Here is a 22,776-nt window from a genome sequence, read left to right as displayed (position 1 = left end):
AAAATCATGACAAAAAATATTGGAAAAATTACTCAGATTATTTCAGCGGTGGTGGATGTAAAATTTACGAATAACGGTGAGTTACCGGAAATTTTAAATGCTCTAGAGTGCTATAACGATAAACAAAGGATAGTCCTGGAAGTAGCACAACATATAGGTGATGATACAGTGCGTTGTATTGCTATGGATTCTATGGAAGGGTTAGTGCGGGGCGTAGAAGTAATAGATACAGGCAGTCCTATTCGTATTCCTGTAGGTACTGAGACGCTTGGGCGTATTATGAATGTTGTAGGTGAGCCGATTGACGGTAAAGGAGACATTAAAAGCTCAAATATTTCTTCTATATATAAGCCTGCTCCTGATTTTACCAATCAGTCAACCGAGCGTAATATATTAGTAACTGGTATTAAAGTTATTGATTTACTTGCTCCTTATACTAAAGGCGGTAAAATAGGACTATTCGGTGGTGCAGGAGTCGGTAAAACCGTGCTTATAATGGAGCTTATTAATAACGTAGCTAAAGCACACGGCGGTTATACGGTATTTGCAGGAGTTGGTGAGAGAACTAGAGAAGGTAATGATCTTTACCATGAAATGATTGACTCGGGTGTTATTAACCTTGCAGAGCCTGAAAAGTCAAAAGTAGCTTTAGTTTATGGACAAATGAACGAGCCGCCGGGAGCAAGGGCAAGAGTTGCGTTAAGCGGTCTGACCATTGCAGAGAGTTTTAGAGATATGAATGAAGGGCAAGATGTTTTGTTTTTTGTAGATAATATTTTCCGTTTTACTCAAGCAGGTTCTGAAGTATCGGCGTTACTCGGTAGGATTCCGTCAGCGGTAGGGTATCAGCCTACTCTTGCAACCGATATGGGTGAGCTACAAGAGCGTATCACCTCTACTAAGTGCGGCTCAATAACTTCCGTGCAGGCTATATATGTACCGGCGGATGATTTAACTGATCCTGCTCCTGCTACTTCTTTTGCACATTTAGATGCTACAACGGTACTTAGCCGTCAGATAGCTGAGTTTGGGATTTATCCGGCAGTTGATCCGTTAGATAGTAATTCGCAGGTACTTGATCCGATGATTGTCGGTGAAGAACATTATAGTGTAGCAAGACAAGTGCAGCAGGTTTTACAAACTTATAAATCGTTGCAGGATATTATCACTATTTTAGGTATGGATGAGCTATCCGAAGAAGATAAACTAACCGTGGCACGTGCTAGAAAAATACAGCGTTTCTTATCGCAGCCTTTCCATGTCGCTGAAGTATTTACCGGAGCTGCAGGCAAATTTGTTAATCTAGCCGATACTATCGCAGGCTTTAAAGGACTTGTAGAGGGTAAATACGATGATTTACCGGAAGCTGCTTTTTATATGGTCGGAACTATAGACGAGGCTATAGAGAAGGCGCAGACGTTGAAGTGACGTTGATGTCATTCCCGCGTAGGCGGGAATGACGTAGTAATTTTACTATATTATTCTATGAACGCAACAATTCTAGTCAAAATAATTACTCCTTTAAGTATTGCATTGGAAAAGCAAGCTAAAATGGTAACAATGTCGGGTGAGGAGGGTATGTTTGGAGTGCTGCCGAGTCACGTTCCGATGATTGTTAGTTTAAAAGCCGTTTAGTGCAGGTTTATATAGATGATATGCATAAATCCGAAAACACTTATCTTATTTCCGGCGGTGTAACCGAAGTAACGGCAAATTATATTAATATAGCTACGGAAACGGCTATTAACGTTACGAATTTAAGTGAAGCGGAAATAGCAACTAAGCTTCTCGATCTTCAAAAAACTTTATCAGATCAACATTAATTTGTTTGAAAAATCTACGTTTTGGGATAAGGTTATTTTAATGTCATTGCAAGGCTTTTTTCCGTCATTGCGAGGAGCGAGAAGCGACGTGGCAATCTTGTCAAACTTCCTGAGATTGCCACGCAGTTCTACGGCTGCTCGCAATGACGATGTTTATTCCACATAATCAAGTGAGAAACAAATGTCAAAAGTACATAATTCAGAATATATACAAGAGTTATCAGTCGATAATACTTCATACAAAATTTACGATATAAATAAAGCGGCAAGCGATATAGATCTTCCCTTAAAAAAGCTTCCATATAGTTTAAGAGTATTATTTGAGAATGTATTACGTTCTAATGGTTCAAAGCAAAGCTTACTTGTATTTAAAGAATGGCTAAAAACTAAAAAATCTGATGCGGAAATAGATTTTATGCCGGCAAGAGTTTTGATGCAGGACTTTACCGGTGTGCCTGCTATTGTAGATTTGGCGGCTATGCGTGATGCGATGAAGAAAATAGGAGGTGATCCGTTAAAAATTAACCCGCTTATTCCTGTTGATTTGGTAATAGACCATTCCGTAAGCGTTGATTCTTATGCAGCTAAGGATTCATTCAATAAAAATGTTCAAATGGAAATGAAACGTAATATAGAGCGTTATGCATTTCTTAAATGGGGGCAGCAAGCATTTAATAATTTTAAAGTAGTGCCGCCGGGTACAGGTATTTGTCATCAGGTAAATTTAGAATATTTAGCAAAAGTCGTGTGGCATAAAGACGGCACCCTTTATCCTGATAGTTTAGTTGGAACGGATAGCCATACAACTATGGTAAACGGTTTATCGGTGCTTGGTTGGGGAGTCGGCGGAATAGAGGCAGAAGCTGCCATGCTAGGTCAACCTCTTACTATGATTCTGCCGGAGGTAATTGGGGTAAAACTAACAGGAAAATTAACAGGTATAGCTACCGCAACCGATTTAGTTTTAACCGTTACCGAGATGTTGCGGAAAAAGAAAGTAGTAGGTAAATTTGTCGAGTTTTTCGGTGAGGGTCTTAAAAACCTAATGATTGCCGATCGTGCTACTATTTCTAATATGTCGCCTGAATACGGTGCTACTTGCGGTTTTTTCCCGATTGATCAAGAAACTATAAAATATCTAGAGCTAACAGGTAGAGAAAAAACGCAAATCAGATTAGTAGAGCAATATGCAACCGAGCAGAATCTTTGGTATGATTTTGAACATGCGGTAGAATATACTGAGGTTTTAGAGCTAGATTTATCTATGGTACATAGTTCACTTGCCGGTCCAAAACGTCCGCAAGATCGAGTAAACTTAAATGATGTAGCAAGTAATTTTAAATATGAATTACCGAATTTTGCTTTAGACAATAAAGACATTGATAAAAAATATGCCGTAGCAAATCAGAATTACGAAATTGGTAACGGCGATGTGGTAATTGCAGCAATTACTAGCTGTACTAATACTTCTAATCCTTCGGTTATGATTGGTGCAGCACTTCTTGCTAAAAAAGCACTAGAACACGGGTTAAAGGTAAAACCTTGGGTTAAAACTTCTCTTGCTCCTGGTTCAAAAGTCGTAACGGAATATTTGAAGCTTAGTGGTCTTGATAAATATTTAGATGAATTAGGGTTTAATCTAGTAGGTTACGGCTGCACTACTTGCATCGGTAATTCCGGACCTCTAAATCCAGAAATAGAGGAAACTATTAACAAAAACGGGCTAGTTGTTGCTTCTGTTTTATCTGGTAATAGGAATTTTGAAGGGCGCATTAATCCGCTTACTAAAGCAAGCTATCTCGGCTCGCCTATTTTAGTCGTAGCATATGCACTTAGCGGCACTCTTAATATAGATCTAACAAATATGCCCATAGGAGAAAATATTTATTTAAAAGATCTTTGGCCAAGCAAAGAAGAGATAGATGAAGTTATTGCAAATTCAATTAATTCCTATATGTTTATAGAAAAATATTCTGATATATTTAGCGGAACGAAAGAGTGGAAAGATTTACAGGTTACTAATAGTTCTACTTATAACTGGAATAAGAATAGTACCTATATTAATAATCCGCCTTATTTTAAGGATATAGGCAGCAAGAATAATAATATACAAGATATAAAATCTGCAAAAATTCTAGCAATTCTCGGTGATTCTATTACTACCGATCATATGTCGCCGGCAGGTAGTATTAGTAAAACCAGCCCTGCTGCTAAATATTTAACGGACCATCATATAGAGCCTCTAGATTTCAACTCTTACGGATCACGTAGAGGAAATCATGAAGTAATGATGCGTGGCACATTTGCTAATATTCGTATAAAAAATGAGATGTGTAAAGGTGTAGAAGGCGGGTTTACCATAAACCAGTTAAACGGCACGCAGCAAACTATCTACGATGCAGCTATGGACTACAAAGCTCATGATGTATCGGTAGTGATTTTTGCAGGTAAAGAATATGGCAGCGGCTCATCTAGAGACTGGGCAGCAAAAGGACCTGGGTTGCTTGGTGTAAAGGCAGTGATTGCCGAGAGCTTTGAGCGAATACATCGCTCAAATTTAGTAGGTATGGGTATTTTACCGCTAACTTTTACCGGCAATAATACAAGATTAGATTTAAAGTTAGACGGTTCAGAAACTATTGACATTACAGGCTTAAGCGAGAATATAAGCTCGTATCATCCTGTTAAATGCGTGATAAAAAAACAAACCGGTGCAATAAGAACAATCGATTTAATATTGCAAATATTTACGGATAATGAGATAAATTATATAAAGCACGGCAGTATTATGCATTTTGTGGTAGAGAGTTTGAAGGGGTAGTTTGCTGGTATCACCATTGCGAGGCAATTGCGTAGCAATTGTACGCACGTAATCTTGGGAGTTTGTTATTATTTTATGAGATTGCCACGCAGCCTACGGCTGCTCGCAATGACAGCTCAGATAGCCATGCAACAACGCCACATGGGAACGACATAAAGAGGTAAAAATATGGACAAGCATCTTAAAGAATATACCGAGAGTGGTAAGAAAAATTTAATAGTGGTATATATATTATATTTATGCGGGATCGTAGCTCCGATATTGCCGTTAATCGGGGTATTTTTTGCATATCTTAACAAAGATAAAGGCGATAACTTTGCAATTAGTCATTACGTGTTTTTATTTCGTACTTTTTGCCTTGGGGTTCTTGGGTGGATTGTATGTTTTATATTTACGTTTATCATGATTGGAGTAGTACTATACGTTATACTCGCTGTTTGGTATATACTTCGTGTTGCCATCGGTTTTAAATATATGATAGAAGACAAAGCATACCCAAACCCTATGACTTATTGGATAAAATAAAAATGATAAAGCTGAACGTAGACGGTTCTGAAATAGAAGTATCAGAAGGTAGCACCGTTTATCAAGCCTGTACACAAGCAGGAAAAGAAATCCCTCATTTTTGTTATCATGAGCGTCTAAAAATTGCTGGTAATTGCCGTATGTGCTTGGTTGAAATGGAAAAATCACCAAAGCCTATAGCTTCTTGTGCTATGCCGGTAAGTAACGGTATGGTTATTCATACCAATACGCCGATGGTAAAAAAAGCACGTGAAGGGGTGATGGAGTTTTTACTGATTAACCATCCTTTAGATTGTCCTATTTGTGATCAGGGCGGAGAGTGTAATTTACAGGATCAGGCTTTCAGATACGGCAAAGGTACTAATAGATTCCACGAAAATAAGAGATCTATTAAAGATAAATATATGGGACCGTTGATTAAAACAGCGATGACTAGGTGCATACAATGCACAAGATGTATTAGATTTGCGAGCGATATAGCGGGAATAGAGGAAATAGGAGCTATTCACCGTGGAGAACACATTGAAGTAACTTCATATTTAGAGCAAACTTTAGATTCCGAAATTTCCGGTAATATGATCGATATTTGTCCCGTCGGTGCTTTGAACTCTAAGCCTTATGCTTTTAAAGCTCGTAAATGGGAGCTAAAACATACCGCTAGCATTGGAGTGCATGATGCCGAAGGTTCTAATATTCGTATTGATAGTAGAGGCGATGAGGTAATGAGGATATTACCTCGTGTTAATGAAGAAATAAATGAAGAGTGGCTTTCGGATAAGAATCGTTTTAGTTATGACGGTTTAAAATATCAGCGCTTGGATCGTCCTTATATCAGAAAAAACGGTAAGTTAGTAGAAGCTAGCTGGAGTGAAGCTTTAAAGACAGTAGCGGATAAAATAAAATCCGTAAAACCAGAAAAGATTGCTGCTATTGCTGGTTCTCTCTCTTCTGTCGAAGCAATGTTTATGTTAAAAACATTATTGCAAAAGCTTGGCTCTAATAATTACAGCGTTAATCAGTTTGACTATAAACTAGATACCATGCAGCGAGGTAATTATTTATTTAATACTACTATTGCAGGGATAGAAAAGGCTGATTTATGTCTGCTAATCGGAGCAAATCCAAGGCAAATAGCTCCAGTATTAAATAGTAGAATAGGTATGCGAGTACGTGCCGACTCACTAAAAGTAGCAAGAATAGGTGGGGGGCATAACCAAACCTATAAAATTCAGGATTTAGGAAGTGATATTAAGATTATTGAGGAGCTAGCCATTGGTACTCATGAGTTTACGAAAGCCTTAAAAGCAGCAAAATATCTGATGATTATAGTAGGTGATGGTGTATATGCAAGAGATGACGGATATGCTATATTGTCGCTTATTCATAAGATAGTGACTGAATATAATATTATGCGTGATGATTGGAAAGGTTTTAATATATTGCATAATCACGCTTCTATAGTTGGCGGTCTTGATATTGGTTTTAATACTCCTATTAAGCTCGAAGAGTTGGAACTCGCTTATTTACTTGGAACGGACGCCATCCCATTTGATAAGCTGAAATCGACTTTTATAATATATCAAGGACATCACGGGGACGCAGGTGCTAGCAGTGCTGATGTAATTTTACCTGCGGCTGTTTATACCGAGCAGAGTGGAATTTACGTAAATTTAGAAGGTAGACCGCAAATAGCAGAAAAAGCAGTATCGCCTGTAGGGGTAGCTAAAGAAGATATAGAAATTATTAAAGAGCTTGCCGGTTATCTAAAAATAGATATCGGAATGGATAATTTGCAAGAAGTAAGAGTAAGACTTGCTAAAGAATATAAGGTATTTGCTAGTATTGATAGAATTATAGAAAATAAATTTAGTAAGTTTAGCTCTAAAGATAAGTTATCAAAAGAGCCTATAACTGCAGAACCTATTAATTATTATATGACTGACGTGATTAGTAAAAATTCGGTTACTATGGCTAAGTGCGTTGAGGCTAAGGAAGCAAGAGACGAGGAGGTGGCATGATGAAAAATATGCTATTCTCACCCCGTATGTCATTCCTGCAAAAGCGGGAATCCAGCTCTTTTTTTGTAAATTATTTTCTGGATTCTCACTTTTGCGGGAATGATATAATAAGAGTACAACCATGCTAGAACTCTTTTTTGAATATATTTTTCCGTTAATTATCATCGCTCTAAAGGTAGTTGCAATTACTATCCCTTTAATATTGTGCGTTGCGTATTTAACATATGCAGAGCGTCGTGTTATTGGATTAATGCAGCTTCGACGAGGACCTAACGTTGTCGGTCCGTTTGGATTACTTCAGCCTATTGCCGATGCGGTTAAGCTCTTATTCAAAGAGCCGATCATTCCAACCAATTCCGATAAAATATTATTTATTTTAGCACCGATGATAACTTTTATATTAAGTTTAATCGGTTGGGCAGTTATACCCTTTGCAAAGGGCGTAGTTCTGGCAGATATTAATGTAGGTGTTTTATATATTCTTGCTATTTCTTCTTTAAGTGTTTACGGCATTATTATTGCTGGCTGGGCTAGTAACTCAAAATATGCTTTTTTAGGAGCTATACGTTCCTCTGCCCAAATGATTTCTTATGAAGTGTCGATGGGGCTGGTTATTATTACCGTGCTACTTACTACCGGTACTCTCAATTTAAGTGAGATCATTGAAGCACAAAGAACAATGCCGTGGTGGATTGATTTAATGCTACTACCTATGGGTGTCGTGTTTTTTATCTCGGTGCTTGCCGAAACAAATAGATTACCTTTTGATTTACCTGAAGCAGAATCGGAGTTAGTTGCTGGCTATAATGTTGAATATTCCTCTATGGGATTTGCTTTATTTTTTCTAGGTGAATATGCTAATATGATATTAGTTAGTGCAATGACTACGACTTTCTTTTTAGGAGGTTACTTGCCGCCCTTTAATATATCGTGGTTAGATTGTATTCCGGGGTTCTTTTGGTTTGTATTTAAGGTCGGATTCTTATTGTTTTGTTTTTTATGGATTAGAGCGACCTTACCAAGATATCGCTATGATCAATTAATGCGACTTGGCTGGAAAGTATTTTTACCTCTAACTTTATTTTGGGTAGTGTTAGTATCAAGTGTGCTTGTTTATACAGATAATTTACTGAGTATTTAGGTGTTATTATCATTGTTGCTTGATCGGTTTACCCGTCATTGCGAGGAAATTACGAAGTAATTGACGAAGCAATCTCAGGATATTTGATGAGATTGCCACGCAGCCTACGGCTGCTCGCAATGACAACTCGGTATCCATGCGGGTGATGCCCCGCAGAAATACATCGATCTTTAATATATAATTTTTATGATACACTATTTAAAATCGTTTTTTCTATATGAGATAGTAAGGGGGATGGCTTTGACTTTAAAGTATTTCTTTAAGCCCAAAGTTACCATAAATTATCCTTATGAAAAAAGCCCTATTAGTCCAAGATTTAAGGGTGAACATGCCCTGCGTCGCTATGAAAACGGTGAAGAACGCTGCATTGCGTGCAAACTCTGTGAGGCGATTTGTCCGGCACAAGCGATAGTAATTGAAGCGGACGAACGAGAAGACGGCAGCAGGCGTACTACTCGTTATGATATAGATATGACAAAATGCATTTATTGCGGATTATGTCAGGAAGCTTGCCCTGTAGATGCAATAGTTGAAGGTCCTAATTTTGAGTTTGCAAGTCTAACTCATACCGCACTTATTTACGATAAGGAAAGATTACTGCAAAATGGCGATAGATGGGAACAGGCACTCGCTAGTAAACTACACAAAGATTACGAGTATAGGTAATATACTCGTTTAATTACTCTTCATTTATTCGGAATATATACGTATATTATGCTATTGTGATTCTGTTAATAGGTTCATTTCAAAAAAGTTAAATTAAAAAAATATATCATGAAAATTCGAACCTTGCATTCGAGATTTCATAAACCTTTGTAATTTAATTATTGCTTTTCTTTTTTTTGACTTTTATTCTCTTAATTATAAAAACTAAAAAACTATATTCCTACTGGAATAAGAGGAACTCATAAAATATATAGTACTAATGAGCAATATTTAAAGCTAAAATCATATGATAAGGATTTATATGAACAATTAAAAGCCTCCAAAAGAGCTAGAAGACAAGAGAATTAGTTATAAGAATAATATATAAAGTTACTAAAACACATGCTGTAAGTACAATAATTAATTGTTCAATTTGGATTATAGTTAGCCTTATATTTTTTATTGTACATTGGGAGATTTATAAAAATACGCAAAACAATAATAATTAATCAAGCCGTAATATCTGTGCAGATTTTATAGAGCTTTCTAGATGAGAGGATAGAAGAACAATACCGCCGCTATTTGCTTTCATGACAATTAGATTATTGAGTAAAGCCCTATTTTCTTTGCTTAAGTTAGTTTCAACTTCATCAAGTAGCCATAGGTCAGATTGGCAAGCAATAAGCCTTGCTATGGCTACGATTTTCTGCATTCCGCTAGACAAACTATAGCATTTTTTATCTAATAAGTCGTGTAATTTGAAGTAATGAATAGCAGCATATAGGGTTGCAGCGGAATTATAAATTTCTGACCAAAATTTTAGACTCTCAAAAACAGTCATTTCTGATTTTAGACCTAAATTATGACCGATATAAGTGCAGTAAAGTTTAGCGATAGTGTTAATATTACAGTTTCTATAGTAGATATGACCGCTACTCGGTTGCATAATTCCTGCTATCATTCGTAGCAACGAGCTTTTCCCACAACCGTTAGCTCCTTTTATATATGTTATAGAAGAAGGAAGAAAAGTAATATTTAGATCAAATAAGTTTTTAAATTGTAATTGATGAAGTGATAGCATGTCCTTGTTATACCATAGCTTGACCACGGTATCCATATAAAAGCAATTCAAAATACTAATAATTTTACTAGATATCGTGGTCAAGCCACGGTATTACATCTGTTGCTTTTTAATAAATTTAATTTTCATGATGCTCTTCTGGTGTGGTCCGTTAATTCTGTATTATCTTGTTGATTATTATGACCAATTCCAAGTTTCTCATGAGCATCTCTTCAAGCTTCTTTATGATCTGATGCATCAGGATTTACCACATGACTTATATCTATGCCTGTTACCTTATTAGCTTCTTGACCTAGTTTTTTAGTTGCGTTGTTTAATTCATGGTTTATTTTTTAGGTTCTTTTGCTATTTTTCATATAAATCTCACTTTTAAGTTCTATAATTAGAGTAGCATTTATATTTTTTGTAAGCAATTAAAATTTTACCAGCAAATTTTCCACCGATAAGCTAAATACATTTAAAATAGAACTCGGCATTAGACCAAAGTAAATAATTAATAATATTAAAGGAGCTATTGAGATTATTTCGTATTTATATAAATCTCTGAAATGCATAATTTCTTTATTGGTAATTTCACCGAGCATTACTTCTTTGTATAATTTCAGCATATAAACCGCCCCGAAGATTATGCCGAGAGCTGCTATAAAGGTTGCTACTACATTCACCTTATAAATCCCAAGCAGGCTTAAAAATTCTCCAATAAATCCACTAGTTCCGGGTAACCCGACAGAGCCGAGCATTGCAATCATAAAAAATACGGCAAGCACCGGCATTTTACTTGCTACACCACCATATTTAGCTATTTCTTTTGTATGTAATCTTTCGTACAAAGTACCGACTATTAAGAATAGACATGAAGAAATCACACCGTGGCTAAGCATCTGAAATATTGCTCCGCTAACTCCGGCTTTAGTAAAGCTAAAAATACCTATCGTAACATATCCCATATGTGCAATAGATGAATATGCTATCATCTTCTTCATATCTTTTTGAGCAAGCGCAACGAGTGATGCATATATTATAGCAATAACGCTAAGGTAAATTACGTAAATTGCAAATTCTTGTGATACACTCGGACATAGAGGTAGTAATACTCTTAAAAAACCGTAACCGCCGAGTTTTAGCAAAATACCGGCAAGAATAACCGAGCCGCTGGTTGGAGCTTGTACGTGTGCATCGGGTAGCCAAGTATGAAAAGGAATAATAGGGATTTTAACGGCAAAAGCAATAAAGATAGCCCACCATAAAATTTGCTGAGCAAATAATGGAATATTATCGGTAAGCTGAAAGATATAGGTTAAATCAAAGCTATGCATTTTGCTATAAATATAAATTAATGAAAGTAGGAAAAATACAGAACCAAAGAACGTGTATAAGAAGAATTTAAGAGCCGCATATATTCTATTCTTGCCACCCCATACGCCGATAATAATATACATCGGCACTAATATTGCTTCAAAAAACAGATAAAATAATAGTAAATTTACCGAGGTAAATGCCCCTATACAAAAAGATTCCATTAATAAGAAACATACCAAATATTCTTTAATATATTTTTTAACGGTAAATAAGCTTCCAATTATACAAATCAGATTAAGAAAAGAAGTTAGAACCACAAAAAATATTGATATACCGTCAACGCCTACATGGAATTCAAGCCCGATCTTATCAAGCCAAGCGTAGCGTTCAACGAATTGATAAGCGGGGTTTGAGGAGTCAAACTCTATTAAAATATAGATAGTTGAGATGAATGTTAAAACAGAACTAAGCACTGCAACATACATTACATATATCGGTTTATCTGCTTTTTTACTTTGACTAATAAACAGCAAAATATATAGCGCGCTTATTAGCGGCAGAAAAATACTGATAGATATAATAGGTAATTCTAACATTCTTTAAGATTTTATGAGTTTTTTTCCGTCATGGCGAAGCAAATTACGAAGTAATTGACAAAGCAATCTCAGGAATTTGTTATTATTTTATGAGATTGCCACGCTCTTTACGTTCGCTCGCAATGACGGTTTTAGTTTTTAACGCAAATAACATCAGTACATTATGTTTTTCCAAACAAAATAACTAATTGTTACAACAATAAATGATACTATATACAAAGCATAATTAAAAACATATCCTGTTTGTATTTTGCCGGTAAGAACGCTAAAGCAATTAACGACTCGTGAAAAACCGTTTGGTCCAAAACGATCGATTATTTGCTGATCGCCAAGATAAAATAAAGAAGCTAAACAGTTAATAGGTTTCACAATTAAGCAATTATATATTTCATCGAAATAATATTTATTGCGTAATATGTTGGAAATTAATACAAGGGGTGTCATCCCGCGGCTTGACCGCAGGATCCAGGCGTTTTTAATATTTTTACTGGATTTCCGCTTTTGCGGGAATGACATAACAGTACTTGACTTATATAAGTAAATCCCAGTAACAATTCCCACTATACCGACTGCCATAGGTAGTAGCTTAATATATAAAGGCGGGTGGCTAATTAGTAATTTATAAATATGTAAATTAAATAGGCTTGCATGGAAATAACCGTTTGGTTTGTCCATAGCAAGTAAATAATGGCCGATCATACCGCTAAAAAAGCTCCCGGCGACAAGTAATATAAGTGGATTATTCATTACTTTAGCCGGGTCGTGAGCATGCTCAAAAACATCTTTTTCTAGCTTAGTTTTGCCATGAAATACCAACATAATAATCTTCATTGAATAAATAGCGGTAAGTATTGCTGCTGCTATTCCAAAAATAAACATAAACGAGCCGCTACTATAAGCCGCTTCTAAAATCGAGTCTTTAGAGTAAAATCCTGCCAAAGGATAAATCCCTATTAGTGCAAGTGAGCCGATTAAGAAGTTGCCATAAGTTACCGGCATTTTATTTCTTAAATCACCCATTTTAAAAATATCCTGCTCGTGAACGGCATGTATTACGCTGCCGGCTGATAAGAATAATAAGGCCTTAAAAAAGGCATGAGTTACTAAGTGAAATATTCCGCTATTATAGGCAGATACTCCGCACGCCATGAACATGTAACCAAGCTGACTGCAAGTTGAGTAAGCAATAATCTTCTTGATATCGCTGTGCATAATAGCAATGCTTGCAGCAAAAAGACAAGTAACACCGCCGATAATCGTAATAAATTGTAGAATTAAAGGGCTATATTCAAATAAATACGAGCAGCGTGCTACTAAGAATACTCCTGCCGTTACCATGGTTGCTGCATGAATAAGTGCAGATACCGGAGTCGGTCCTTCCATCGCATCAGGAAGCCATACATGTAAACCGATCTGTGCAGATTTACCCATACAACCGATGAATAATAATAAACAAATAATGTCTAGAATAGAAAAATGTAAAAATATTTTTATATTAGATAATAATTCTGCAGATGACAATACATCTTTGTAATTTGCTGAGCCACAATAAACAATAATCGTCATTACGCCTAAGATAAAAGCAAAATCGCTGGCTCTATTTATTATAAAAGCTTTAATCGCTGCTTTATTGGCTGATTCTTTTGAATACCAAAAACCTATTAGTAAATATGAGCAAACGCCGACGCCCTCCCAACCGAAAAATAACTGTAAGAAATTATCGCTAGATACTAGTATTAACATAAAAAAAGTGAATAAAGAAAGAAAAGACAAGAAGCGTATAATCCCCTTATCTTCGGCCATATAGCCAAGCGAGTAGATATGCACGATGCTTGACACCCATGTTACGGCTATAAACATTATGCTAGTTAGCTGATCGATATAAATCGACCAATTTACTTTAAAATTTCCAACCTCAATCCATGGTAATAATTTAATATGGATTATATTCCCGTCTAAGCCTGCATCGCAAAATATTATTAATGAGAATAAGGCAGATAAAGATAAAAAGCCGGTTGCAATTACTTGCGCTAATTTTTTGTCTATTACCCTTACGAATAACCCGTTTATTATGCTAGATGCAAGCGGTAACATGATGATCATTATGCAAATATTTTGATACATCATTATCCCCACATCTGATTAATGTCAGTAATTTCAATGGAGCCTTTATTACGGAAATATATTAGTAATATTGCAAGCCCGACTGAGGTTTCGGCAGCTGCTACGGTTAAGAGTATAATACTAAAAATTTGTCCCGATAATTCTTGCATATATACGGAAAATGCAACAAAATTTATGTTAACTGCAAGCAGCATTAACTCAATAGACATTAATATATTGATAATATTTTTGCGATGCATAAATAATCCAAACATTCCGATAGTAAAAACTAAGCTGCTTAAGATTAAATAATGATTAAGCGAAATATATTCATTCATATTTAATATTCTCAACACCTTTATTTAGAATAGGCTTTGTCATTAATACGGTATTTTCTTTATTGTGACGTAGTTGTTTTGATATATCTTGACGTTTTACTCCCTCACGCTTCTTTAGTGTTAACGTAATACATGCAATCATAGCGACAAATAATATAAGGCCCGCCATTTGAAACGGTAGCATAAAGTCTGTGTAGAGTACGCCTCCTATTGCTTTAGTATTTGAGATATTATTTGTTATGGTAAACGATACATTGGAGTTGAAATTAATATTTTTAGTACCAAGTAAAATAATTATTACTAAATCGGCAAACATAATCAAAGCTATAAAAATACTTAAAACTAGATTTGCTTTTAACTGCGTTATTGTCTTATTAAAATGCATATCTAGCATCATTATCACAAATAAGAATAATACTGCTACAGCTCCAACATAAATCACTATCAGCATCATAGCTAAAAATTCTGCTCCAAGCAAAATCATAAGCCCTGCACCGTTGATAAATGCAAAAATTAACCATAATACCGAATATACGGAATTTTTGCTTAAGACAACGCATACGCTACTGATAGTTATTAATGTTGCAAATAAATAAAAAAATATAGGCATGGTGTTTATATAGGTTGTGTCTTATCTCTATTTTATCCTCGTAAAACTCGTTTCACAACATTAGGTTCTTTCTCAATAATCTTAAGAAGTAATTTTGCAGCTCCGGTAGGTAATCTTCTGCCTTGTTCCCAGTTTCTTAAAGTTGCAACACTCACTCCAAATGTTGTAGCAAATTGTTGTTGTGTTAATTTTAACTTATCTCTTGCTTTATGCACGTCTATATTAGATAATTTTATATCATGTTTATTTGCTTTTAATTTTCCTTTAGTGTATAAAACAGCCTCTTGCATTCCAATTAATATACTTTTGTCGGTTTGATTAGTATTTTTATTATTTATTTTTGCCTCGTCCGACATATAATTTTCCAATTCTTCAGTTAGTTTTTTTAATTCATTACAACTATTATGATTAATATTTTCCATCTTACTTTTTATAAAACCGGTTATTAAAAATACCGGCATATTTTCATTGTAGTAAAAATAAATTATTCTTATACTGCCACTTTTACCTTTATTATTACTACTTAAAGTAAATCGTAACTTTCTTCTTATACCTCCAGTGCCTTTTATTATATCACCTTGGTCAGGATTAGCAGCAATGTAATGTATTATTTCAAAGCATTCTTTTCATTTAAATTATTCTTAGCGAATTTTTGAAACTCTGGAAGCTCAACAACTGAAATCAGTTTTTTACTCATAATAATTATACGCCATTGGCGTAGGAGAATCAATAAATAATTTTTGTTTAGTATCATGGATACCGTGGCAAGACCACGGTATGACAGAGTGCAAATTGGCTACACCAACAAAGCATTAGAAGAAATTTCTTGATCATCAGAATATAAATAAGCTTTCTAGTTCTTTGCGTATTCTTCTTGTGTTTCTACTTTTTGACACCTTCTTTACTTAAAGTTAGCTCGCCTTTTTCTACATGACAAGTACAGCCTCAATGATTGCTTTTTTTTATCATGTTTACCATCCATATATCTAATTGCAAACTTCTCAAAGAAATTAACGCCGATCGGTTCATGTTTTAAATTTGTAACCCACATAGAAGGTGTATGGGTTGCTTGAATGTATCACCATTTTTGTTGTTTTAGGCTTATCAAGCTCAGGGTTATTTCGATGCTTCTGATTTGTAATACTAATATAACCTTGCAGTACTAGCTTCATTGCATTATTTAAAAACTCAGCTTTGATTTCGTTTAATTTAGTATTATGTAGCTTTTTATTAGCTTCAGTTTGGTTATTTCTCAAAGCTTAACGGATTATTTAGATTTTCGCTGAAAGTGTATAAAATAGCTTTCATATAAGGCGAACTAGTTGTTAAGTTAGAGTCTTGATTGCCGTTTAAGAAGAATTTTAAATTTTCGGAAGCATTATTAAGATCTACTTCTTTGAGTGGTTTTTCAGGCACTATATTAAAGATTATATTAAATTTTGTTATATCATCATTGTTAATATTTCTATTAATTTTCACATCACTATGACATAGTAAAGTGGTTCTAAAACGACGATTCGTAATGAAATCCATATATTGTTCGGTTCTAACTATATCGTTTACCGCTTTTAACTGCTCTACTACTTTCGGCGGCATATTACCGAGATACATAGTCGAAAGATTACAATCGGCTAAATATTGTAAATTGTGCTTTCTTGCTTCATTCATAAATTCATGGAAGTAGAATTGAGCATTTTCTTCTTCTAGATGATCATGACGTAAATAATGATCGGTTTGTTTAGCAAGTAGCCCTGCTTCGGTTTTTAATGCTTCTGCATAAGGAGTTTTAGAGTTTTCTAAGCTATCCTTAACAAATTCTAGTAACAATCTAGATTGAGCTATTCTATCCCGTACATTTGCAAATGAGCTAGAATGATACATCATCATATCTCTAATAGTACGGACCATATTCCAGCCAGGGAGGGTATTATAGCTAATATATGCTATTCCGTTTGGACTAAGATTTTTATTACAAACTTCAAAAATTTTATCTCTAACGGTTTTTGGTACCCAAGAAATTACGCCATGGCAAATTATATAATCAAACTTACCGAAAGAATCGTTAATATCAGTTATCGAACAATGATGGAACTCTATATTTTTTAATCCTAGTGCTTTAACATTTTTATTTGCTTCGTCAATTTGTACCTTAGACAAATCAACCCCAACAAAATAAGCTTTTGGATAAAGAACTGCATGTGGTATTAAATTACCGCCTGCTGCACAACCAAGCTCTAATATTTTTGCATTCTCGACTTCAGGAGCATTTACACCGAAAAGAGTTGCAAGTGTACTTAAGTGATAAGGATTTGTAAGAGCATATGGGTAGCTTTCATACGGTATTTCATCATAAGTGTTATGATCTGAAACCGCACCGTTAACAACGGATTGTGCGGAATGTGTTTTTTTTGCCATCTTATCATGACCGTTAGGGGTAGAAGAAGAGTTAGTAACTTTTGGAGACATATTTTTCCCTTATGTAGTTGAATTATTCGTGTCATCCCGCGGGATGATGACATTGTAGCTTTCATATAAATATTTCACAGAATTATTAAAATGGCAATCTATAAGTAAATCCTATGCCAAATTCTCCAACGGTTATAGTTTTTTTGATAGGATTTGTTGGCACGAATTGCCCCGTTTTCATATCAAGCGTATCATAATTAATTCTTACTCTATATGCCGTTTGTAATTTTGCAGTTGCATCAATACTTAAATTTGAAGTTACATCTTGTGAAATTCCAAGACCTGCTTGCCAAGCAACACAATTTTTATGAGTTTTTCTTACTTTAAAATAATCGCTATTTATAACATGCCACCTAGAAGAGGTAGGTTTAACTTTTACTTGTGCTATTCCACCTCCAAGTATTACAAAAGGTGTGAAAGTTTTGATTTTTTCTAAATCATAAATAAGATTTAGCATATATAGATTTGATAATACGGTAGTATTACCTGGGGTTTTAGGAATAGTGAGACCATTACTTAAATTTTGCTGAGGTAATACGTAATGCAGACTATATTTAGGTTGATAAGTTGCTGAGAATTCAATAGCTATCTGTGGATATATTATATAGCCTATTTTTCCACTATACATACTTGATTTTTTTAAAATTATTTCGGTATTTGAGTGTTTATGTCGGAATTTACTAACGACCGGTTCAATTATTCCGCCTTCTACTCCTATATAGAACCCTGTTTCTTTTGCGAAAGCAATGTTATTAAAAATGATGATAGTAATAAAAAATAATTTTAGTAATTTAGTCATTATAATTGCTTAAAAAATAAAAAAATATTATATACCCCCTTTATTAATGGTCAATCATATTTTTCCTAATTATGGAAACAATTATACCAAATAGTAATAAAGTAATAGTTACAGTGAACGCAACATATTCCGGAATCGCTATATAATGATGAATAAATATTTTAAAGCTGATAAATATTAAAATTAAAGCCAAAGAATATTTTATATAACTGAAACGTTCTACAATTTCTGCTAAACAAAAGAATAACGCTCTAAGCCCTAAAATAGCAAAAATATTTGAAGTATAAATTATATAAACATCATTAGTAATTGCGAATATTGCCGGTATACTATCTATAGCAAAGACTAAATCTATTGCTTCTATCAGTACTAGAGATATAAAAAGGGGGGTGCAATATAGTTTGTTATTACGTTTAACAACAAATTTATCCCCTTCAAGGTTAGGGGTAATATTTAGATTTTTTATTATTGACTTGTAAATATAAGAATTCTGTATATCAAAAGTTTTATGTGATACATAGAAAGTTTTTATACCTGTAGCAATAAGTATTACGGCAAAAATATATAATAACCAGGCAAATTTATTTATAAGAATAATACCGCCGTAAATCATTACAGCTCTGAATATTATTACGCCTATTATACCGAAAAATAAAACACGATGTTGATATTGCCAGGGAATTTTAAAAAATTGGAAAATAATAGAGATAACAAAAATATTATCAAGTGACATAGCTTTCTCAATGAGAAAGCAAGTATAATATTCACGAGCATGATCTGCCCCCGTATTATAGTAAACATAGATACCGAATAAACAAGCTATTACAAGATAGAAAAGACTAAAAAGTACGCTTTCTTTAAAGCTCATTATGGTATTTTTTTTGTGTATTATTCCCAAATCGAGAATCAGTAAAGCAGCGATTACCGTATAAAAAATAATCCAACTCATTTATTTATCTCTTCATTTTATATTGCATGTGGAAATATAGTCCTCCATCAAACATAACTCTTAGCTGGAATCTTATAGTATTTTCTCCTTGTTTTAAATAACGCTTTATATCAATCGGTAAATTTTTAGCTTGTAATGCTTGACCTTGGTCATTTCCATTGTTACAGTACCTTTTCTCATCTAGAGAATCAATTTTAGTAGGGAAGCTAAGTAACTTTGTGCCGTTGACATATATTAATGTGCAATCATCATACCATAAATCTTTTACTTCAAAATACTCAATATCGTCCATTATTGCATCTAAAGTTACTTTGAATTCTACAGTATGCAATATTGTATTGTCCGGTTTATTTGTTGCAGTTATACGTGCTCCATTGTTTGGAAATGCCATAATGCTCCCATATGGTAACGGTTTTTTGTTGAAGATATAGTCACCTATTTGAGTTACCGGATTATAAGGGGTCTCAAGTAATTGGTCTGATGGAAAGTCGTTATAACCAACTTTTATGGGGAATCCTTTAAATTTTCTACAGCCGACATTGTGGCCTAAAGGTTCAAACTCGACAACCTTTCTATCAAAATATGATAAACAATGGCGTTCTAAAGGTTTATTAGGATCAATAGGTATCCAATTCGTCGGGCATTTTCCTTTTGCAAGTTCTCCTATATCGCTTTCAGGCCATTCTGCATTACCGTGATTGTTACCGGAAGGAGCTTTCTCTGTGCTAGGAATTTTAGCACAAGTAGGTACTAATATAGGAACACAAAGATTTAGCTCTTGCCAAGTTTTATCTCTTACATCCTCAGTCTCAGCGTTATATGTCGGCTCAGGAGGAGTATTGTTATCTCCTTTTGTATATGTCACTGTATAATATTTTGAAGGATCTACCGGTACTAATATTGGTCCTATGTTAGGTTTCGGCTCGATTCTATCTGTATAATCCCTACTTAAAACACATATTGGAGTATTAGCCTTATCGTTATTGGTATAGCATTTACTCGGAATCTTATTTATATTGCAAGTATAAATTGTAATACCTCTTCCTGGACCTGACACTGTTTCTTCTAGAGTACAGCGCGTTAGATCTATATCTTTTTTACATAAGCCAAGATTTGGATATTTAACGTTATATTTATTTTTAAAATCTTTGCAATTTATAGTATCGTTGTTGTTGAGTTTAGCAAGTACACAATTTGTTGAGTCATGATTGTAACCGGGCATAGGTGATCCATCAGGTAAAGTAGGACGCAGCATAGGGTTACAATGTTGGAAATTTTTCGGCATCAAGCAGGCATGCGTTCCACCTTGGATATATTTACCATTTATATATTCTAAATATTTTAAATATACCGCACTTGAGTCAGGATTTCCATTACTATCATAAGGTGCTTTATCGTCTTTATATTTACCGTGAATAGTCAACTGATTTAGAACATTCTCTCCTGAAAACGGCATAGCAATATATTTATCTTCCTTTGGATCTTTAGGTATAAACGCAACGGAAGAACTATACTTATAACCGGCAAGCATTACTATGCTTTCTGTGTCAGTGGGGTTGGGAGGTGGAGGTCCGGCGTATGCTAACGGCGTTACAAGAGTGCTTGTTTCATCTATGATATTGTCGCCTTCTCTTACTTGTACTGACGCAATGAATTGCGGTTTATAATAAGCATCGTTGGGATTGCTATTATTAGTACAGGTAATTCCGGCATATTGCTTTGCACATTCATAAGCAGCTAAGCTGTAAGAATGATTTACTCGCGGTACACAATCTATTAAATTACCGGACTCAAATAAGCAAATATTATTAGGATTTTGCTTATCGTCTTCGGTATTACTAATAGAGACATAAAGCTTTCTATCTTTACCGTTGTTGTCTTTTAAGATGACATCTGTCTTTATAGGCATTAAGCTAGTTGTATCTTGCTTTTGTACCTCAGGAAATTTTACGCTTACATCCTTAAATTCACCGATATTAACTCCCCACACTTTTTGACAGGTAGTTGAATTAGAACTTGGACAGTCCGGTATATCGCTTATGTAGTAATCGCTGGGTGTTTCTACATTTCCAATTTTCTGCGAATATACTATTCTAAATCCCTCATTACAACCGTTAGCCGTAACACTACATGGCGTAGAAATTTCTGTATTAATACATGGAGTGTTGCCTGAAGTATTCTTACACGATTTAATTAAATCTTTAAAAGCCGTATTAGTATGAGTAATTTTTGCTGAAGAAAAATCTATATTACGTGGTTCTACACAAGTTTTGAGGTCAGAGCGAGAACTCGTGCAAAGCGGAACAAGATTGCTAAAGCTAACACGTATGGTATTATTAACAATATTGTTTTTAACATTAATATTAGATGGCACTACACAAGCCGGATTAGTAGAAGATTGGTCAAACTGGCCGCTTGCATCTTTTATGCTACATACATTATGAGCACTCGCACTAGTGCTAATATAATCTAAATTTGGACAATATGGTGGTGGAAAAGGCCCTAAAGGTAATTGTACACAACCAAAAGAATAGCTATCTACAGCACCGTTTAATGACCCAAGTGCTTCAATAATTTTTATTATTAAAGCAGGAAAAAAATTAAAAATCTCTCCTATTGCATTAAGTATTGATTGAAGTACTTTTATAAATTCTGAATTTTGATCTATCATACCAAGAAGCTGCCCTAATAAACTTGGTAAACTTACTCCTTTTATCGTTTCAACTAAAAATTTTAATACTTTTGCAATAGGGCTAAGTTTGTTAGTTTGATGAAGAGGTTGACGATTAGGATTCCAGTCCATCGGATCAAGATGTACACCAGAATCTGAAACAAGGTTAACAAGTCCAGGATCGCTATAAGCACAAAGTTTAGGAGGTTTTAAAGTAATTATTTTTCCGTCTATACCGATTATCTTATTATCAGTTTCTGTATAACCGACTTTATTGAGATGTACTCCATCGGTATAACCTGGATCTGCAGGGGAAGGTGGGGCATTTATCCCGGGAGGTGGAGGCATATCCGGTACGGCAACTCTAGCACAGACTCTAGTTAGAGGTATACCGTAACCTGTAGGCCATAATACACATTCTCCATCCCAATTTAAAGTAGAGTTTTGGTGCCAACAAGCTATGGCATTACAGCTTTGAACTCTAATACGAATTTTTGGAGTAAAGTAACTACTATCAGGAGCTTCTTCTGCACATCTATTGAGTAAAAAACCGATAAATATACCTGGGTAATCAAATTTTAATAAACAAGTATCATTATTACGACCGTCGCTTTTATTCCAAGGAGGACATAATGTGCCTGGTTTAAAAGGTCCTCTTGGCTTTGCATTGATGCCTCCATCCTTATTCCAAATTTCCGTTCTCTCACTTTGACCGCAATTACATGGATCGCTAAGACAAGTGACTATATCATCCCAAATAGATGCATATACATTAAATGAGAAAAATGAAAATAGGAAAAATAGTAAATATTTTTTTAACACTTTGAGTATTCTTTATGCTCGTTGTTTTTATAGTTCATAATAAATTATTGTCATCCCACGAGCTTGTAG

Annotated in this window: 15 protein-coding genes and 2 pseudogenes; 7 read left to right on the top strand and 10 right to left on the bottom strand. The window is 34.7% G+C overall.

The features are described from left to right. Nucleotides 1-6: 6 nt before the first annotated feature. The 7 genes and pseudogenes from atpD (at nucleotide 7) to nuoI (ending at nucleotide 8,994) form a co-directional block, all read left to right on the top strand. On the top strand, nucleotides 7-1,428 hold the full coding sequence (atpD, locus tag ACSFFC_RS01620) for a F0F1 ATP synthase subunit beta (protein ID WP_014411093.1): 1,422 nt from the start codon (nucleotides 7-9) through the stop codon (nucleotides 1,426-1,428). A gap of 57 nt (nucleotides 1,429-1,485) precedes the next feature. Further along, nucleotides 1,486-1,823, top strand: a pseudogene (locus ACSFFC_RS01615) (F0F1 ATP synthase subunit epsilon). Nucleotides 1,824-2,004: 181 nt separating this feature from the next. Further along, nucleotides 2,005-4,644, top strand: a complete 2,640-nt coding sequence (gene acnA, locus ACSFFC_RS01610) for an aconitate hydratase AcnA (RefSeq protein WP_014411092.1) — start codon at nucleotides 2,005-2,007, stop codon at nucleotides 4,642-4,644. Between the two features lie 168 nt (nucleotides 4,645-4,812). Further along, on the top strand, nucleotides 4,813-5,169 hold the full coding sequence (locus ACSFFC_RS01605; RefSeq protein ID WP_004997331.1) for a DUF4870 family protein: 357 nt from the start codon (nucleotides 4,813-4,815) through the stop codon (nucleotides 5,167-5,169). Between the two features lie 2 nt (nucleotides 5,170-5,171). Beyond that, entirely contained in the window at nucleotides 5,172-7,187 is a 2,016-nt protein-coding gene (nuoG, locus tag ACSFFC_RS01600) for an NADH-quinone oxidoreductase subunit NuoG (RefSeq protein ID WP_014411091.1), read from the top strand. Nucleotides 7,188-7,308: 121 nt separating this feature from the next. Beyond that, the gene (gene nuoH, locus ACSFFC_RS01595) at nucleotides 7,309-8,328 is read left to right on the top strand and encodes an NADH-quinone oxidoreductase subunit NuoH (RefSeq protein ID WP_014411090.1); all 1,020 of its coding nucleotides are present in this window, start codon (nucleotides 7,309-7,311) and stop codon (nucleotides 8,326-8,328) included. 186 nt (nucleotides 8,329-8,514) lie between these two features. Next, the gene (gene nuoI, locus ACSFFC_RS01590; RefSeq protein ID WP_014411089.1) at nucleotides 8,515-8,994 is read left to right on the top strand and encodes an NADH-quinone oxidoreductase subunit NuoI; all 480 of its coding nucleotides are present in this window, start codon (nucleotides 8,515-8,517) and stop codon (nucleotides 8,992-8,994) included. 484 nt (nucleotides 8,995-9,478) lie between these two features. On the opposite strand, the gene ccmA is transcribed toward nuoI, so the two are convergent. The 10 genes and pseudogenes from ccmA to ACSFFC_RS01540 all read right to left on the bottom strand — a co-directional run bounded on the left by ccmA (nucleotide 9,479) and on the right by ACSFFC_RS01540 (nucleotide 22,707). Next, nucleotides 9,479-10,054, bottom strand: coding sequence for a heme ABC exporter ATP-binding protein CcmA (ccmA, locus tag ACSFFC_RS01585; RefSeq protein ID WP_014411088.1), 576 nt, complete (start codon nucleotides 10,052-10,054; stop codon nucleotides 9,479-9,481). A 413-nt stretch (nucleotides 10,055-10,467) separates the two neighbouring features. Then, complete coding sequence (locus tag ACSFFC_RS01580; RefSeq protein ID WP_014411087.1) at nucleotides 10,468-11,949, bottom strand: NADH-quinone oxidoreductase subunit M; 1,482 nt, start codon at nucleotides 11,947-11,949, stop codon at nucleotides 10,468-10,470. Nucleotides 11,950-12,102: 153 nt separating this feature from the next. Further along, nucleotides 12,103-14,076, bottom strand: a complete 1,974-nt coding sequence (nuoL, locus tag ACSFFC_RS01575; RefSeq protein ID WP_041472247.1) for an NADH-quinone oxidoreductase subunit L — start codon at nucleotides 14,074-14,076, stop codon at nucleotides 12,103-12,105. Further along, nucleotides 14,076-14,390 carry an NADH-quinone oxidoreductase subunit NuoK gene (nuoK, locus tag ACSFFC_RS01570; protein WP_014411085.1) on the bottom strand — a complete coding sequence of 105 codons (315 nt, stop codon included), beginning with the start codon at nucleotides 14,388-14,390 and terminating at the stop codon, nucleotides 14,076-14,078. Before nuoK ends, nuoL begins: the two co-directional genes overlap by 1 nt. Next, nucleotides 14,383-15,000, bottom strand: coding sequence for an NADH-quinone oxidoreductase subunit J (locus ACSFFC_RS01565; protein ID WP_014411084.1), 618 nt, complete (start codon nucleotides 14,998-15,000; stop codon nucleotides 14,383-14,385). Before ACSFFC_RS01565 ends, nuoK begins: the two co-directional genes overlap by 8 nt. A gap of 32 nt (nucleotides 15,001-15,032) precedes the next feature. Further along, complete coding sequence (locus tag ACSFFC_RS01560) at nucleotides 15,033-15,485, bottom strand: helix-turn-helix domain-containing protein (protein ID WP_499217220.1); 453 nt, start codon at nucleotides 15,483-15,485, stop codon at nucleotides 15,033-15,035. 311 nt (nucleotides 15,486-15,796) lie between these two features. After that, nucleotides 15,797-17,466: pseudogene (locus ACSFFC_RS01555) on the bottom strand (methyltransferase regulatory domain-containing protein). 85 nt (nucleotides 17,467-17,551) lie between these two features. After that, complete coding sequence (locus ACSFFC_RS01550; protein WP_014411081.1) at nucleotides 17,552-18,265, bottom strand: outer membrane protein; 714 nt, start codon at nucleotides 18,263-18,265, stop codon at nucleotides 17,552-17,554. A 43-nt stretch (nucleotides 18,266-18,308) separates the two neighbouring features. Beyond that, a complete protein-coding gene (locus tag ACSFFC_RS01545; RefSeq protein WP_014411080.1) occupies nucleotides 18,309-19,214 on the bottom strand; it encodes a TerC/Alx family metal homeostasis membrane protein in 906 nt (301 codons plus the stop codon). A gap of 4 nt (nucleotides 19,215-19,218) precedes the next feature. Next, on the bottom strand, nucleotides 19,219-22,707 hold the full coding sequence (locus ACSFFC_RS01540) for a hypothetical protein (protein ID WP_014411079.1): 3,489 nt from the start codon (nucleotides 22,705-22,707) through the stop codon (nucleotides 19,219-19,221). Between the last annotated feature and the right edge of the window lie 69 nt (nucleotides 22,708-22,776).

This window comes from Rickettsia parkeri, from assembly GCF_051427245.1.
In the GTDB taxonomy this organism is placed as follows: domain Bacteria; phylum Pseudomonadota; class Alphaproteobacteria; order Rickettsiales; family Rickettsiaceae; genus Rickettsia; species Rickettsia rickettsii.
Note: the sequence above shows the minus strand (reverse complement) of the source record. Positions and strands in the feature narration are given on the sequence as shown.

Bases quoted from the DNA above. Each gene is read 5' to 3' on its own strand.
- nuoG (WP_014411091.1), top strand. From the start codon at position 5,172: ATGATAAAGCTGAACGTAGACGGTTCTGAAATAGAAGTATCAGAAGGT.
- ACSFFC_RS01605 (WP_004997331.1), top strand. From the start codon at position 4,813: ATGGACAAGCATCTTAAAGAATATACCGAGAGTGGTAAGAAAAATTTA.
- nuoI (WP_014411089.1), top strand. From the start codon at position 8,515: ATGATACACTATTTAAAATCGTTTTTTCTATATGAGATAGTAAGGGGG.
- ACSFFC_RS01565 (WP_014411084.1), bottom strand. From the start codon at position 15,000: ATGCCTATATTTTTTTATTTATTTGCAACATTAATAACTATCAGTAGC.
- ACSFFC_RS01545 (WP_014411080.1), bottom strand. From the start codon at position 19,214: ATGAGTTGGATTATTTTTTATACGGTAATCGCTGCTTTACTGATTCTC.
- nuoL (WP_041472247.1), bottom strand. From the start codon at position 14,076: ATGATGTATCAAAATATTTGCATAATGATCATCATGTTACCGCTTGCA.
- ACSFFC_RS01580 (WP_014411087.1), bottom strand. From the start codon at position 11,949: ATGTTAGAATTACCTATTATATCTATCAGTATTTTTCTGCCGCTAATA.
- nuoK (WP_014411085.1), bottom strand. From the start codon at position 14,390: ATGAATGAATATATTTCGCTTAATCATTATTTAATCTTAAGCAGCTTA.
- acnA (WP_014411092.1), top strand. From the start codon at position 2,005: ATGTCAAAAGTACATAATTCAGAATATATACAAGAGTTATCAGTCGAT.
- atpD (WP_014411093.1), top strand. From the start codon at position 7: ATGACAAAAAATATTGGAAAAATTACTCAGATTATTTCAGCGGTGGTG.
- ccmA (WP_014411088.1), bottom strand. From the start codon at position 10,054: ATGCTATCACTTCATCAATTACAATTTAAAAACTTATTTGATCTAAAT.
- nuoH (WP_014411090.1), top strand. From the start codon at position 7,309: ATGCTAGAACTCTTTTTTGAATATATTTTTCCGTTAATTATCATCGCT.
- ACSFFC_RS01550 (WP_014411081.1), bottom strand. From the start codon at position 18,265: ATGACTAAATTACTAAAATTATTTTTTATTACTATCATCATTTTTAAT.